12 protein-coding genes and 1 rRNA gene are annotated in these 14,984 nt (G+C 33.3%); 8 read left to right on the top strand and 5 right to left on the bottom strand.

Going from position 1 to position 14,984, the window contains the following annotated elements; all coding sequences use genetic code 11:
• The first annotated feature begins 13 nt into the window (after positions 1 to 13).
• Both rrf and pafA read left to right on the top strand, forming a co-directional pair.
• Positions 14 to 123: ribosomal RNA gene (gene rrf / locus APR43_RS22255) — 5S ribosomal RNA — on the top strand.
• Between the two features lie 177 nt (positions 124 to 300).
• Entirely contained in the window at positions 301 to 1,920 is a 1,620-nt protein-coding gene (pafA, locus tag APR43_RS22250; RefSeq protein WP_053474075.1) for an alkaline phosphatase PafA, read from the top strand.
• A 113-nt stretch (positions 1,921 to 2,033) separates the two neighbouring features.
• Here pafA and ald read toward each other — a convergent pair whose 3' ends face one another.
• Entirely contained in the window at positions 2,034 to 3,152 is a 1,119-nt protein-coding gene (gene ald / locus APR43_RS22245; RefSeq protein ID WP_053474074.1) for an alanine dehydrogenase, read from the bottom strand.
• 200 nt (positions 3,153 to 3,352) lie between these two features.
• Here ald and APR43_RS22240 point away from each other — a divergent pair, with 200 nt between their 5' ends.
• A complete protein-coding gene (locus tag APR43_RS22240) occupies positions 3,353 to 3,811 on the top strand; it encodes an Lrp/AsnC family transcriptional regulator (protein WP_053474073.1) in 459 nt (152 codons plus the stop codon).
• 56 nt (positions 3,812 to 3,867) lie between these two features.
• Here APR43_RS22240 and APR43_RS22235 read toward each other — a convergent pair whose 3' ends face one another.
• Together APR43_RS22235 and APR43_RS22230 are read right to left on the bottom strand one after the other, a co-directional pair.
• Entirely contained in the window at positions 3,868 to 5,316 is a 1,449-nt protein-coding gene (locus tag APR43_RS22235) for a glyceraldehyde-3-phosphate dehydrogenase (protein ID WP_053474072.1), read from the bottom strand.
• 210 nt (positions 5,317 to 5,526) lie between these two features.
• On the bottom strand, positions 5,527 to 6,927 hold the full coding sequence (locus tag APR43_RS22230; protein ID WP_053474071.1) for a trypsin-like peptidase domain-containing protein: 1,401 nt from the start codon (positions 6,925 to 6,927) through the stop codon (positions 5,527 to 5,529).
• 172 nt (positions 6,928 to 7,099) lie between these two features.
• Between APR43_RS22230 and dapF the strand changes: the two genes are divergently transcribed.
• The 5 genes from dapF to APR43_RS22205 all read left to right on the top strand — a co-directional run bounded on the left by dapF (position 7,100) and on the right by APR43_RS22205 (position 11,210).
• Positions 7,100 to 7,882, top strand: coding sequence for a diaminopimelate epimerase (gene dapF / locus APR43_RS22225; RefSeq protein ID WP_053474070.1), 783 nt, complete (start codon positions 7,100 to 7,102; stop codon positions 7,880 to 7,882).
• A gap of 79 nt (positions 7,883 to 7,961) precedes the next feature.
• Positions 7,962 to 8,495 (top strand): GNAT family N-acetyltransferase, encoded by a 534-nt coding sequence (locus APR43_RS22220; protein WP_053474069.1) that lies wholly within the window; start codon positions 7,962 to 7,964, stop codon positions 8,493 to 8,495.
• Positions 8,496 to 8,505: 10 nt separating this feature from the next.
• Entirely contained in the window at positions 8,506 to 9,546 is a 1,041-nt protein-coding gene (mltG, locus tag APR43_RS22215; RefSeq protein ID WP_053474068.1) for an endolytic transglycosylase MltG, read from the top strand.
• A gap of 2 nt (positions 9,547 to 9,548) precedes the next feature.
• On the top strand, positions 9,549 to 10,466 hold the full coding sequence (locus APR43_RS22210; protein WP_053474067.1) for a DUF2279 domain-containing protein: 918 nt from the start codon (positions 9,549 to 9,551) through the stop codon (positions 10,464 to 10,466).
• Between the two features lie 99 nt (positions 10,467 to 10,565).
• On the top strand, positions 10,566 to 11,210 hold the full coding sequence (locus tag APR43_RS22205; protein WP_053474066.1) for a hypothetical protein: 645 nt from the start codon (positions 10,566 to 10,568) through the stop codon (positions 11,208 to 11,210).
• A 50-nt stretch (positions 11,211 to 11,260) separates the two neighbouring features.
• Here the strand turns inward: APR43_RS22205 and scpA are convergent, their stop codons facing one another.
• Together scpA and APR43_RS22190 are read right to left on the bottom strand one after the other, a co-directional pair.
• A complete protein-coding gene (gene scpA / locus APR43_RS22200; protein WP_053474065.1) occupies positions 11,261 to 13,399 on the bottom strand; it encodes a methylmalonyl-CoA mutase in 2,139 nt (712 codons plus the stop codon).
• 222 nt (positions 13,400 to 13,621) lie between these two features.
• A complete protein-coding gene (locus APR43_RS22190) occupies positions 13,622 to 14,983 on the bottom strand; it encodes a methylmalonyl-CoA mutase subunit beta (RefSeq protein ID WP_053474063.1) in 1,362 nt (453 codons plus the stop codon).
• Position 14,984 lies beyond the last annotated feature (1 nt).

Genomic DNA, 14,984 nt, shown 5'->3' with positions numbered 1-14,984 from the left:
AGACTAACAACCTTAAGGTGGTTATTGCGGCGGGGCTCACCTCTTCCCATCCCGAACAGAGTAGTTAAGCCCGCCTGCGCAGATGGTACTGCAGTATTGTGGGAGAGTATGTCGTCGCCTTTCTTTTAAGAATCCTCATCATGTATTTGATGAGGATTTTTTGTTTTATATTGTTCTAAAAATGACTTTTATTAGAAGACTAAACTGTTAAATTATAGTCAATTGTTTGTTCTTCATCATTTATACTTTAGAAGTTTTAAATAGGATTGAGTATTTTTGTGTTTAAATTATTTAGTAAACATGAAGAAAAGTATTTTACTGTTGACACTTTTTGTTATCACAAACTTAAGTGCACAACAACGTCCCAAATTAGTTGTAGGTATAGTAGTTGATCAAATGAAAATGGAATATTTATATCGATTTTCAGATGATTTTTCCCCAAATGGTTTTAAGAGATTAATGAATGATGGATTTGTTTTCCAGAATATGCATTATAATTATATGCCAACTTACACTGCGCCAGGACACGCTTCGATATATACTGGGACAACACCTGCTACACATGGAATTGTTGGTAACGAATGGTTTAGCAGAACTCTTGGTAAAGATATGTACTGTACAGACGATGCTGGTGTAAAAACTGTTGGCGACGGTACTGTAGAAGAAGGTGCAATGTCCCCTAAAAATCTTCAAAGTACTACAATTACTGACGAAGTTCGTATGGCTACCAATTTTAATGGGAAAGTTATCGGAATGAGTCTTAAAGACCGTGGTGCAATTCTTCCTGCTGGACATTTTGCAAATTGGGCATTTTGGTACAGTAAAACGGGATCGTTTATTTCTAGTACTTTTTACGGAGAAAAATTACCAGAATGGGTGTCAGAATTTAATAACGAAAAAAATTACCTCAAATACATTAATAAAGGTTGGGATTTATACAAACCAGCTTCTGTATACAATGAAAGTCTTCCTGACAATAACCCTTATGAAGGTAAATTATATGGAAGTGCAGCTCCAGTTTTTCCATATGATTTAAAATCAATGTATGAGAAAAATGACGCAGGAGTAATTCGTGCAACTCCATATGGAAACGATTTACTTGCTGATTTTGCTAAAAGAGCAATCGAAAAAGAAAACTTAGGTAAAGATAATATTACTGATTTTTTGACGGTTAGCTTTTCTTCTACAGATTATGTTGGTCATTTACTTGGGCCAAGATCTATGGAACTTCAGGATACTTATTTAAGATTAGATCAAACGATTGCTGATTTCTTAGCTTATTTAGATAAAACAGTTGGAAAAGGAAACTATTTACTTTTCTTAACTGCAGATCATGCAGGAGCTGAGAATGTAATTTATTTAAAAGATCGTAAATATAATGTAGACAATTATCCTTCAAAAGATGTAAAGAAAAGTTTGCAGGACTTCTCAACACAAACTTTCGGTGTTGATTTAATTTTAAATTATTCCAATTTCAATATTTTCTTCAATAAACAAATTATAAAAGAAAAAGGTTTAGAATTGACAAAAGTTAAACAAGTTTTTAAAGAGTTTTTAATTTCTCAGCCACAAGTTAAAAAGGTATATACAGAAGAAGAAATTTTAGCAAATGCCGGAAACGATTATTCTTTAAATTTTGTGGCTAAAGGCTATGATGTAACTCAAAATGGAGATCTTGTTATTGTTGACAAGCCTGGAGATATCGAATATGCAACTACCGGAACTTCACATGGTACAATATACAGTTATGATACTCATGTACCAGCCATTTTTTATGGATGGCATATTAAAAAAGGAGAATCTTACGATAAAAAAGCAATTACAGAAATAGCGCCAACAATTGCACAAAAAATTAAAGTTACTTTCCCTAATGGAACTGAAGCAAAAGTATTGCAGGAAGTTTTAGATGAAAAGAAATAAAATATAAAAGAAAACCTGTCTTGAAAGTCAGGTTTTTTATGGTATAAAAAAGGCTTTTCATTACGAAAAGCCTTTTACTTTATTGCTTAGTAAGCACTTATATAATATTGGCACTATGCGTTTGCCAATACTAATTCTTCATTAAAAGGAAGGTTCCATGCTTCAGCAACTCCTTTGTAAAGGATTTTTCCGTTAGCAATATTTAAACCTTTTTTCAATTCTTCGTTTTCTGCACAAGCTTTTTCCCATCCTTTGTTTGCTAATTGTACTGCATAAGGCAAAGTAGCATTAGTCAGAGCTAAAGTAGATGTATAAGGAACAGCTCCTGGCATATTAGCAACACAATAGTGTACGATATCGTCAATAATAAAAGTTGGATTTTCGTGAGTTGTAGGAGTACAAGTTTCGATACATCCACCTTGGTCAACTGCAACGTCAACAACAACAGTTCCCGGACGCATTAATTTAAGCATATCACGTGTAATTAAGTGAGGTGCTTTTGCCCCTGGAATTAAAACTGCTCCAACAATTAAGTCAGCATCTTTAATTGCTCTTGTAATATTATAATGATTAGACATTTCTGTATTAACGTTTGCTGGCATAATGTCATCTAATTGACGTAAACGTGGCAAACTTAAATCCATAATAGTAACCTGTGCTCCTAAACCAGCAGCCATTTTTGCTGCTTGAGTTCCAACAATTCCTCCACCTAAAACTAATACTTTTGCTGGTGGAACACCTGGGACACCACCTAAAAGAATTCCTCTTCCTTTTAATGGTTTTTCAAGGTATTTTGCTCCTTGTTGAATAGCCATACGACCTGCAACTTCAGACATTGGAACTAATAATGGTAAGCTGCGGTCTGTTTTTTCAACAGTTTCATAAGCTAAACAAACAGCACCTTTTTCAAGCATAGCGTGAGTTAATGGCTCAGATGATGCAAAGTGGAAATATGTGAATAATAATTGATCTTTTTTGATTAATGGGTATTCAGATGCAATTGGTTCTTTTACTTTAATGATCATTTCTGCAATTGCATAAACTTCCTCAATAGTTGGTAAAACTACAGCACCAGCCTGCGCATATTCTTCATCAGCAAAACCACTACCTAAACCAGCAGTAGCTTGTACATAAACTGTATGTCCATGTTTTTTCATTTCAGAAACACCAGCAGGAGTTAAAGCAACTCTGTTCTCATTATTTTTTATTTCTTTTGGAACACCTATTATCATTTGATATATTTTTTTGTTTTTTATTGAATTTGTTTTACAAAGCTACAGAGAGAGAATAAATTATGGTTTACTGATTAATAAATAAGAAAATATTATTTTATTTTTTACTTTTACAGAAAATTATTCTGTTTTGACCCATAATTTATTCTTCAAAAAGAAAAAAAAACTAAAAAATACTACTCTAATAAAACGTTTTCGTTATGGCTTTAGATGAAATTGACAAAAAAATCCTACGTCTTTTACAAGAAGATGCCCACTATACATTAAAAGACATCGCAAACAAAATAAATTTGTCTTTGACTCCGGTTCACGATCGAGTGAAACGTCTTGAAAAAGATGGGATTATAGAAAAATACGTTACGATTTTAGACAAGAAAAAACTCGGAAATAATTTAACAGTTTACTGTCAAGTTACGCTTACCAAACAGACTTATGATACTTCAGAAGGATTTAATCAATCAATTTTAAATTTACCAGAAGTTGTAGAGTGCAATTATGTTTCAGGAAATTTCGATTATATGCTTAAAATTATAATTCCGGATATGGAAAGTTATCATCATTTTCATCAAAAGAAATTATCTGTTTTACCAGAAGTTTCGCTTATAAATACCGTATTTGTGATATCAGAAGTAAAGAGTACAACCGTTTTGCCTATTTAATAAAAAACAAAAACCACCAAGTAAACTTGATGGTTTAAGTAAGTAGTTAGATTGAATTAATAATAAGTATAACGTCTTACCTTGGCAATATATTTTGCAATACGAATAACTTGATGACTATAACCGTATTCATTATCGTACCAAATATAAAGCACAATGTTTTTTCCATCTTTTGAAACAATAGTTGCATTGCTGTCATAAATGGAAGGAGCTGAAGTTCCAACGATATCAGATGAAACCAATTCATTGTTCAGTGAATATTTAATTTGCTCTACGAGTTCTCCTTCAAGAGCATATTTTTTCATGATTTTATTGATAGCAGTAATAGACGTTGCTTTTTTAACTTCTAAATTTAAAACAACTAAAGAACCATTAGGAACAGGAACCCGAATAGCATTTGAAGTTAATTTTCCCTCTAAAGACGGTAAAGCTTTTGAAACAGCATTTCCGGCACCAGTTTCAGTAATAACCATGTTTAAAGCAGCAGCTCTTCCGCGACGGTATTTTCTATGCATATTATCAACCAAATTCTGATCGTTGGTATAAGAATGAATAGTTTCTAAATGTCCTTTTACAACACCCAAAGTATCTTCAATAACTTTTAAAACTGGCGTAATGGCATTTGTTGTGCAGGATGCAGCAGAGAAAATATTATTCTCATCCGGATTATAATCATTATGATTTACCCCGTGCACAATATTTGGAACACCTTTTCCAGGAGCAGTCAATAAAACTTTATGAACCCCATTTGATGTTAAATGTCTTTTTAAAGCTTCTTCGGTTGTAAATGCTCCAGTATTATCAATTACTAAAGCATCATTGATTTCATATTCAGTATAATCAATTTCTTCAGGAGAATTTGCAGAAATAATATGAACCGTAGTTCCATTAATTATTAGCGCATTGTTTTTGGCATCTGCAATTACAGAACCCTGAAAATCTCCGTGAATGGAATCATGACGCAATAAAGAAGCACGTTTCTCTAAAGTTACAGCGTCATTTTTATCTCTGGTCACAATCGCTCTTAAACGCAATTGATTTCCTTTTCCGGTTTTAGACATTAATTCTCTGGCCAATAAACGTCCAATTCTGCCAAAACCATAAAGAACAACATCTTTGGGCTGAATTTCTTGTGAAGATTTTGATTTTTTCAATTTTTCAATTACAAAATATCTTGCGTCCGGATATTTCTCATCTTCTAAATGATATTCATAAGTTAATTTTCCAAGATCTATTTTCGCAGGCGGAAGATCTAAAGACAAAACAACTTTTGCGATTTCGACCGAATCGAAAATGGTGATAGGTTTACCCACAAATTCACCTGCATATTGATGAAGATTGATAATATCGCTGACATTTTTATCCAATAATTGGTTTTTGAATAAAACCATTTCTATGGATTTGTCATACCATAAATCACTTATCACTTTAATTAATTCGACACCAGCTCTTCTTCGGTCGACTTGTAATGATACCTCTTTTTGGTACAAAGAATTTTTGCTCATAATTTATTAAATTGAAATAATAAAACACTCACTTATTTTATAATTTTGCGCAAAAGTATCTATTTCAATCGATTTCGTAAACTATTTTAGGATTTATTTTTCAAAATAAAAAAGCCACCTTAATTTCTTAAGATGGCTTTTTTTAAAGTTTTCAGTCGCAGTCTCAGTTTACAGTTTCAAAGAACTGAATACTGTGACTGTAAACTGAGACTAAATAATAATTCTAAATATTTCTCCATTTTTATTGATCATTTCGATGCGTACACTTTGTCCTTCGTCTTTTTTATTTAAAAGTTTAGAAACAGTTTCAACATTTGTTGCTTTTACGTTATCGATGCTCAAAATAATATTTCCCTGTAATTCATTTTGATACTGCATTAAATTCTCATTGGTGATGTTTTTGATTTTTACACCATAATCAATTTTGAATTTCTTTTTATCAGCAGCATCAATATTTTCTAATTCTATTCCTTTAAATTCAGTGCTAAAAAACTCGTTTTTGCTTAAAGTAACCGGAACAGTTTTAGTTTTTCCATCTTTAATATAAGTTACTTTTACAACGTCATTTGGGCGTTTTGTATTGATGTAACCTGAAAGATCAGCAAAAGTCGAAATGTTTTGCTCGTCCAGTTTTACAATAATATCACCTTTAGTAAGACCTGCTTTTTCGGCACCAGAATTTTTAGAAACTTTATTAATGTAGAAACCTTGCGTTTCAGTAATTCCTAATTCTTTTGAAGCTGTACTGTTTAATTCACCGCCTTCAACGCCCAAAATTCCTCTTTGAACATTTCCGTATTCCATAATATCTTCAATAATTTTTCGAGCGATATTTGATGGAACTGCAAAAGAATATCCAACATACGATCCGGTCATAGATGAAATCATAGTATTGATTCCAATTAATTCACCTCTTGTATTTACTAATGCACCTCCAGAATTTCCTGGGTTTACTGCAGCATCAGTTTGAATAAAAGATTGAATTCCGCTTTGGTCTAAATTTCTGGCTTTCGCCGAAACAATTCCAGCAGTAACTGTCGAAGTCAAATTGTATGGATTACCAACTGCCAAAACCCATTCTCCAATTTTTACCGAATCAGAGTTTGCAAAAGCAGTATAAGGTAATTTTTCATCAGCACTAATTTTTAATAATGCGATGTCCATTTTAGAATCTGTACCAACTAATTTTGCTTTGTACGATTTTTTATTGTTTAGGGTAATTTCAATTTCAGATGCATCTTTAATAACGTGATTGTTTGTTACGATATATCCATCTTCAGAAATAATAACACCAGATCCGGTTCCTACTTGTTCTTGTTGCTGCTGTCCGCCATAACCGTAGAAAAATTCCATCATAGGATTACTGACTGTTCTTCTCGAAACATTTTTTACGTGAACAACCGTGTGAATCGTTTTGTCTGCAGCTTCAGTAAAATCAACTGCTTCACCAGGTAATCCAACGGTTCTTCCGTATGAATTAGGAGCCAGGGTAACAACAGAGTTTCCTTTTCCAAAAAAAGAATCACTGCCGTCAAATAATAACTTATAAGCACCAAGCGTAGTAGCTCCGCTTAGTAGTGAAACTAGAAATAAGGTTGAAAATCTTTTCATATTACATTTATGTTTTTGAGTTATTTAGGGATTTGTTTTTAACATTTATAACGTAAAATTATGCCAAAAAATTATTTGAAAAAATGGTTTAACTCTCTTTAACATTGATTAACATTTCATTAATTAATCTTCATAGATTCTTCGTACTTTTGTATTTCTTAATGAATAAAAAATGCAAGTAGAATTTTATAAATATCAAGGTACAGGCAACGATTTTGTAATGATCGACAACAGATCTAATTTCTTCCCAAAAGAAGATGTAAAGTTGATTGAACGCTTGTGCGACAGACGTTTCGGAATTGGAGCTGACGGCTTAATTCTGTTAGAAAATGATTCTGAAACTGACTTTAGAATGGTTTACTATAATTCAGATGGAAACCAAAGTTCAATGTGCGGAAATGGCGGCCGTTGTCTGGTAGCTTTTGCAAATCAGTTAGGAGTTATCGACGATAAAACTACTTTTATTGCCACAGATGGTTTACACCATGCATCAGTAGGAAATGATGCAATTGTTTCGCTTCAGATGATCGATGTTGATAAAGTGCAAAAAAATGACTCTTATACTTTTTTAGATACCGGATCTCCGCATCACGTGCAGATTGTTGACGATTTAGAACATTATAATGTAAAAGAAAACGGAGCAGCTATTCGTTACGGAGATTTATACGGAGAAAAAGGAAGCAACGTTAATTTTGTAAAAAAAGTAGATGATGATACTTTCTCTCTTCGCACTTACGAAAGAGGAGTGGAAGACGAAACTTTAGCCTGCGGAACTGGAGCAACAGCCGTAGCAATTGCCATGAATGCAATTGGACAAACAGACAAAACTTCAATCAACTTAAATGTTGAAGGAGGAAAATTAGTTGTTTCTTTCGATAAATTAGGAGATCATTTCACCAATGTTTTTCTAACAGGACCAGCAAAATTTGTTTTCAAAGGAACTATAGAAATTTAAAATTCCAAATTTTAAAAAAACAAATTCCAAATCCGAAATTGACAATCAGCAATCAAAAATCTAAAATCTGCAATCTAAAATGATCACACTCAAAGGCAAAACCATTTATCTGCGTGCACTTGAACCTGAAGATTTAGGGTTTGTGCATTCGATGGAAAATGATCAAAGCATTTGGGAAGTCAGCAATACCAATACGCCATATAGTCGGTTTTTGATTCGTCAATATCTTGAAAATGCACAACAGGATATTTATGAAGCCAAACAATTACGCTTGGCAATTTGTCAGGACGAAGATTTTCCGGCGATTGGATTGATCGATTTATTTGAATTTGATCCAAGAAATAACAGGGCAGGAGTTGGTATTGTCATTCAAAAAAATAAAAACAGAAGACAAAATATTGGTTCTGAGGCATTAGAACTTCTAATTAAATATTCTTTTTTTAATTTAAATCTGCATCAGCTTTATGCAAATATTAGTACAAATAATGAAGCAAGTATAGCTCTTTTTACTAAATTTGGTTTTGAGAAAATAGGAATTAAAAAAGACTGGATTTTGCTAAATAACCACTATCAAGACGAAGCAATCTTTCAGTTAATCAATAAAAACATTTAAACTAATAGCTTTGAAATTAAAAAAAATAATCACTCTAGCTGCCGTAGCCGTAATTTCTGTCCTACTGATTTACGGTTTTATTTTAATCAGCCAAATTTTTAGTGCTAATACAAAATTTGAAGAAAAAGAAGTTTACGTTTACGTTCCAACCGGAGCAAATTATACTGATGTAAAAAAAATATTAGAACCATATATCAAAAACTTTGACAATTTTGAACTGGTTGCCAGTAAAAGAAGTTATCCTGAAAATGTAAAATCAGGACGTTTTCTTTTGAAAAAAGACATGAATAACATTGACTTAGTTCGTGCAATGCGTTCAAATGTTCCGGTTAAATTAGCTTTTAACAATCAGGAACGTCTGGAGAATTTTGCAGGAAGAGTTGGTTCTGAAATCGAAGCCGACAGTTTATCTTTATTGAAAGCTTTTAGAGATCCTAAATTTTTATCAGACAACGGATTTAATGAAGAAAATGTTTTTGCTATGTTTATTCCAAATACATACGAAGTATATTGGAACACATCTGCAGAAAAATTCCGTGATAAAATGATCAAGGAATACCATAATTTTTGGACAGATAAAAGAATTGAAGAAGCAAAAAAACAAGGTCTAACTCCGGTTCAGGTTTCTATTTTGGCTTCTATTGTTCACAAAGAATCAGTTAAAAAAGACGAAAGACCTCGTATTGCGGGTGTTTACTTAAACCGTTTACGTTTAGAAATGCCATTGCAGGCAGATCCAACCGTTATTTATGCTTTAAAATTAAGAGACAATAATTTTGATCAGGTTATAAAAAGAGTTTTTTATAATGATTTGGTTATGAGATCTCCATATAATACTTACGTTAATATCGGGCTTCCTCCCGGACCAATTGCTATGGCAGATATTACAGCACTAGAAGCAGTTTTAAATCCAGAGAAAAACGATTACATCTATTTTTGTGCAAGCGTTGATCGTTTTGGTTACCATGAATTTGCTTCAAATTATGTAGAGCACACAAAAAATGCAAAAAAATATTCAGACTGGATTGCTAGTCAAGGCGTAACAAGATAGTTTTGAATTTAAAAGAATACCTTTTATTATCGGTTTTATTTATATTAAGCTTTCAATCTTTTTCTCAAAGTAAGATTGAAAGCTTTTTAACTCCATCGGATACCTTAAATAAAAAAAGACAAAACACAGTAATAGTAACTGAGACTGCTTTGGCTTCGGCTACTTTACTGGGTTTAAATCAAATTTGGTATGCCGATTATCCAAGATCAAAGTTTCATTTTATAAATGATAACAATGAATGGCTTCAAATGGATAAAGTGGGACATATGTATTCTGCTTATCATTTAGGAAGATTTGGTGCTGAAATGCTGAACTGGAGCGGTGCAACTCAAAAAAAACAATTAATTTATGGGGCAGGTTTAGGCTTTGCCTTTTTAACTGCAGTTGAAGTTTTAGACGGATATTCATCAGAATGGGGAGCTTCTCCGGGTGATATTATTGCGAATGCTACCGGAACAGGTTTGTATGTTTCTCAGGAATTATTGTGGAAAGAACAGCGTATTATTCCAAAATTTTCATTTCATACCACGCAATATGCAAGTATGCGCCCGAATCTTTTAGGGAAATCATTAAATGAGCAGTTTTTAAAAGATTATAACGGACAAACTTATTGGCTTTCTGTCAATGTTCATTCTTTTGCAAAAGAGAGCAAAATTCCGAAGTGGCTGAATGTTGCTTTTGGATATGGAGCCGAAGGAATGATTTCCGGAAATGTTCAGGACGATATTCCAATTTCGGTCGAAAATCCAGAAAGATACCGTAAGTTTTTTCTTTCATTTGATGTAAATTTAGCTAAAATTGACACAAAATCGCATTTTTTGAAAACTATTTTTTCTGTTTTTAACACAATAAAAATTCCGGCGCCAACTCTCGAATACTCCGCCAATAAAGGCTTTAAAGCACATGCGCTCTATTTTTAATTTCTGTTAAACTGCTGAATATCAGATTTTTTTGTTTTTCATTACCTTTGCACCGTAGAAATTTCAAAAAGGTGACAGCGTTTTGAAGAAAAACAATTTATGATAAAGAAGTGGTATTTTTATGCGAGTTTAATCGTTATTATTACATTTTTGAGTTTGGGTTTTAAACCCTTTAGTGTCGAAACCAAACCCTGGTTTCTAACAGAAAAAACAGATGGATCAGAATACATTTTTCCATCTTTAGAAAAGGATGATTATCCTAAAGTAAATCTAAACGTCCCATACACTGGAAATCATCTTATCGGTTTTAAAGAAGCAGTAGCTTTCAAAGAATCACAGGGAAAATACCGAATGGTAAATTCACTGGGTTACATGGGAAAATATCAATTTGGTTCAAAAGCATTACGCGCCATTGGAGTCAGAAATGAAAAAGACTTCTTAACAGATCCGGCATTACAAGAAAAAGCTTTTGTTGCGTTATTATCCAAAAACAAATGGATTTTACGTAATGAAATCGAAAAGTACGAAGGAAAAGTGATTAATGGTGTCGAAATTACAGAATCTGGTATTTTAGCAGCTGCGCATCTAGGAGGTGCAGGATCAGTAAAAAACTTTTTTAAACATGGAGGAAACAGGCATTTTAGAGATGCTTTCGGAACTTCTTTAAAAAGCTATATGCGAGATTTTGCCGGCTATGACCTTTCTTTTATTGAAGCAGACAGTAATGCGACAATAAACGATTAAAAACTAAAAAAAATCCCGAATCATAATTCGGGATTTTTTTTTGAATATTTTTAGTCAATTAAGATTTCTAAAATTTTAATAGCCGCTTCACTTATTTTAGTTCCTGGACCAAATACAGCTGCAGCGCCTGCATCAAATAAAAATTGATAGTCCTGAGCAGGAATCACACCGCCCACAATTACCATAATATCTTCGCGATCGTGTTTTTTAAGCTCTTCAATAACTTGAGGAACCAATGTTTTATGTCCTGCAGCAAGTGATGAAACGCCTAAAATATGAACATCATTTTCTACAGCCTGTTTTGCTGCTTCAGCCGGAGTTTGAAATAATGGGCCTATATCAACATCAAAACCTACATCGGCATAACCGGTTGCTACAACTTTTGCACCGCGATCATGACCATCTTGTCCCATTTTGGCAATCATAATTCTTGGGCGTCTTCCTTCTTGTTTTGCAAAAGCATCTGCTAATTGTTTTGCTTTTTCAAAACTCTCGTCGTTCTTTATTGCTGCACTATACACACCGCTAAATGATTTAATTTGCGCTTTAAACCTTCCGAAAATAGTTTCAAGAGCATCACTTATTTCGCCTAGTGTTGCTCTGTTTCTGGCAGCTTCAACAGCGATTTCTAATAAGTTTCCGTCTCCGGTTTTAGCACAATGAATTAATTTTTCCAGTGATTGATTTACTTTTTTAGTATCTCTTTTTGCTTTAATATCTTCAAGCTGCTCTATTTGCTGTTTACGAACCATTTGGTTGTCAACATCTAAAATATGCAGTGGATCTTCTTTTTCTAACCTAAATTTATTTACACCAACAATAATATCCTGTCCGCTGTCAATTCGAGCTTGTTTTCTCGCAGCCGCTTCTTCAATTCGAAGTTTCGGAATTCCGGCTTCAATCGCTTTTGTCATGCCGCCCAGTTCTTCAACCTCTTCAATTAATTTCCAGGTATTTTCTAAAATCTCATTCGTTAAAGATTCTACATAATAACTACCGCCCCATGGATCAACTGTTTTGGTAATTTTAGTTTCTTCCTGTAAATAAATTTGTGTATTTCGTGCAATTCTCGCCGAAAAGTCAGTTGGCAAAGCAATTGCTTCATCGAGTGCGTTGGTGTGCAAAGACTGTGTTCCGCCAAATGCTGCTGCAGTAGCTTCAATACAAGTTCGGGCTACATTATTAAACGGATCTTGTTCTGTTAAACTCCAGCCGCTGGTTTGGCAATGCGTTCTTAAGGCTAATGATTTATCGCTTTTTGGGTTGAATTGCTGTAATAGTTTTGCCCAAATCATTCGGCCAGCTCTCATCTTAGCAATTTCCATAAAATGATTCATTCCAATTGCCCAAAAGAAAGACAAGCGTGGAGCAAATTCATCAATTGTCATTCCAGTCGATAATCCAGTTCGAATATATTCTAAACCATCTGCTAATGTATAAGCCAACTCAATATCAGCTGTTGCTCCGGCTTCCTGCATATGATATCCTGAAATTGAGATAGAATTGAACTTCGGCATTTTTTTGCTCGTAAATTCAAATATATCGGCAATGATTTTCATTGAAGGTGTTGGCGGATAAATATAAGTATTACGCACCATGAATTCCTTCAATATATCATTTTGAATAGTTCCCGAAAGTTTGTTCAATTCAACGCCTTGTTCTTCTGCTGCCACAATATAAAATGCCATAATGGGTAAAACGGCACCGTTCATAGTCATGGAAACCGACATTTCATCAAGCGGAATTTGATCAAATAATACTTTCATATCTTCGACAGAATCAATAGCAACTCCAGCTTTCCCAACATCGCCAACAACTCTTTCATGATCTGAGTCGTAACCGCGATGTGTTGGTAAATCAAAAGCTATTGAAAGTCCTTTTTGACCCGCGGCAAGATTTCTTCTGTAAAAAGCATTACTTTCTTCTGCAGTCGAAAATCCGGCATACTGACGAATCGTCCAAGGACGACGAACGTACATTGTAGCGTAAGGTCCGCGTAAATTGGGCGTAAATCCAGCTCCGAAATCCAGAAACTCTAAATCCTCTATATCTTTTTCAGAATAGCTTTTTTTGAGTTCAATGCCTTCGGCGGTTGTGAAGTTATGAGTTATGGGTTTTGAGTTATGAATTTGTTCATTTAACTCATAACTTTTAACTTCTAACTTTATATGTTTAAGGTCTTTTCTCATTTTAAATTGGATGACTAACGAAGATTTTTAAGTAAATTAATCATATCATTCATTACTATATAATAAGGTAAATAATAAAACAATATTCCTAGCGCCATGGCTGTAATTCCAATAAAAATCTTTTTATAGTTTTTATATGTAATCCCGATTATCAAAAAAATTAAACAAGTAACTATCATAATTAATGATAATATCCAAAAAACAATAAAATAAAATCCCATTTTATTCTTGTTCAAGTCTTTCTTGTTCCAGCTTTTCAGCTAATCTTTTTTCTATAATTGGTGTAATTAATGTTTTTCTTGGTTTGATTTTTACAAAAGGAAACAACTCTAAATCATGTTTCATTCTGTCTTCTTTGTTCGGATATTTATTGGTGCCTAATAAAACTTCTTTTTTAGAATCGAATAATTCCTGTTCTTTAGCGGCACTTTCCTGAATTTTCTTTTTGATCGTTCCGTCGTTCAAAAGTTTCAGAAAACCTCCATCAGCTTCAATATCTTTAAATAAGTTTAAACTTTTTTCTGCCAATTGCATCGTTAAACTTTCAATATAATAACTTCCGTCAGCCGGATTATCGACTTTGTCAAAATAACTTTCGTGTTTTAAAACTAAAAGCTGATTTCTGGCAATTCTATCTCCAAACTCGTTGTCTTTATGATATAAAGCATCGTAAGGTAAATTAGCAACAGCATCGGCTCCGCCTAAAATTGCCGACATACACTCGGTTGTAGTACGAAGCATATTGACATTATAATCGTAAATGGTTTTATTTCGTTTGGTTGGCGTAACTAAAAAATGACAGTCTATATCAGGATTGTATTCCGTAGCTATTAATTTGAAAAGCATTCGCAAGGCACGAAGTTTTGCAATTTCAAAAAAGTAATTAGTTCCAACAGCTATTTCAAAAACGATTGGTTTTGTTGAAGTTGAGAAACGGTTTAAATATTCATTGGCATGCGCTAAACTGTAGGCAATTTGCTGGGTGATATTAGCTCCTGAATTTTGATACAAACCTAAATCTACACTAAGAAATGGAAGTTTGGTTTGGTTTGAAATTTTTTCAAGCGTTTCAAAATTATTTTTATCCGATGTTGTAAACCAGTTTCCGTCGCGGGCTAATTGTCCAATTGGATCTAAATTGCAATAAAATGTTGCGTTTTTTTGAGCAGAAATAGCATCCAGTTTTTTTACGAAATCGATTGAGAGAAAACTCAAATGAAAATAAACAGTTCTATTTTCTAAAGGAAGATTTTCTAATAATTTTTGAATGTCGGTATTTTCGTTCTGGATCGTAAAACGTAAACTTTCGGCACCTCTTTCAATCGTATTTATTGCTCTGCTGATAGATTTTTCAACATCATGAACAAATATGTTTTGACAGATTTTAAATTCTGAAGCCTGAGTGTGAACAGCAGCACTTTTGGTAAATTCGTCGCTGTGATAAAAAGGTTTTACCTGAATATCTTCTGGAGAACTCCAAATTACGGTTTGGTTATAATCGGCTCCATCTAATTCAAACTGAATTTTTTGTTTCCATTGTTTGGATGAAATCGGATTAAAATCGTCGAATAGGTTAGTGGCCATT

It is taken from the genome of Flavobacterium sp. NLM, assembly GCF_002210235.1.
Lineage (GTDB): Bacteria > Bacteroidota > Bacteroidia > Flavobacteriales > Flavobacteriaceae > Flavobacterium > Flavobacterium panici.
The sequence above is the reverse complement of the archived record's forward strand: the minus strand, read 5'-3'. Positions and strand labels throughout refer to the sequence as shown.

Bases quoted from the DNA above. Each gene is read 5' to 3' on its own strand.
- pafA (WP_053474075.1), top strand. From the start codon at position 301: ATGAAGAAAAGTATTTTACTGTTGACACTTTTTGTTATCACAAACTTA.
- ald (WP_053474074.1), bottom strand. From the start codon at position 3,152: ATGATAATAGGTGTTCCAAAAGAAATAAAAAATAATGAGAACAGAGTT.
- APR43_RS22240 (WP_053474073.1), top strand. From the start codon at position 3,353: ATGGCTTTAGATGAAATTGACAAAAAAATCCTACGTCTTTTACAAGAA.
- APR43_RS22235 (WP_053474072.1), bottom strand. From the start codon at position 5,316: ATGAGCAAAAATTCTTTGTACCAAAAAGAGGTATCATTACAAGTCGAC.
- APR43_RS22230 (WP_053474071.1), bottom strand. From the start codon at position 6,927: ATGAAAAGATTTTCAACCTTATTTCTAGTTTCACTACTAAGCGGAGCT.
- dapF (WP_053474070.1), top strand. From the start codon at position 7,100: ATGCAAGTAGAATTTTATAAATATCAAGGTACAGGCAACGATTTTGTA.
- APR43_RS22220 (WP_053474069.1), top strand. From the start codon at position 7,962: ATGATCACACTCAAAGGCAAAACCATTTATCTGCGTGCACTTGAACCT.
- APR43_RS22205 (WP_053474066.1), top strand. From the start codon at position 10,566: ATGATAAAGAAGTGGTATTTTTATGCGAGTTTAATCGTTATTATTACA.
- scpA (WP_053474065.1), bottom strand. From the start codon at position 13,399: ATGAGAAAAGACCTTAAACATATAAAGTTAGAAGTTAAAAGTTATGAG.
- APR43_RS22190 (WP_053474063.1), bottom strand. From the start codon at position 14,983: ATGGCCACTAACCTATTCGACGATTTTAATCCGATTTCATCCAAACAA.